The sequence below is a fragment of the Shinella sp. M27 genome (genome assembly GCF_049199905.1).
Classification (GTDB): Bacteria; Pseudomonadota; Alphaproteobacteria; order Rhizobiales; family Rhizobiaceae; genus Shinella.
In genome coordinates this window covers 1-281 of the sequence record NZ_JBLZPK010000087.1, presented here as the reverse complement: position 1 = coordinate 281, position 281 = coordinate 1, and the positions used below count along the sequence as shown (strand labels likewise).

1 pseudogene is annotated in these 281 nt (G+C 65.8%); it reads left to right on the top strand.

Annotated features, from left to right (window positions below):
• A pseudogene (locus ACOZK4_RS27210) lies at nucleotides 1-281 on the top strand (methyl-accepting chemotaxis protein); the annotation flags it as partial.

Sequence of the window (281 nt, the reverse complement as noted above, 5' to 3'; positions counted from 1 at the left end):
GTCGTCGCCTCGGAAGTGCGCAAGCTCGCCGAACGCAGCCAGGCGGCCGCTGCCGAAATCAGCGCGCTCTCCGGCCAGACGGTGTCCGTCGCGACCGAAGCCGGCGACATGCTGACCCGTCTGGTGCCCGACATCCGCAAGACCGCCGAATTGATCTCGGAAATCTCTGCGGCCTGCCGCGAGCAGGATATCGGCGCCTCGCAGATCAATGAAGCGATCCAGCAGCTCGACAAAGTGACCCAGCAGAACGCCGGGGCCTCCGAAGAGATGTCCGGCACGTC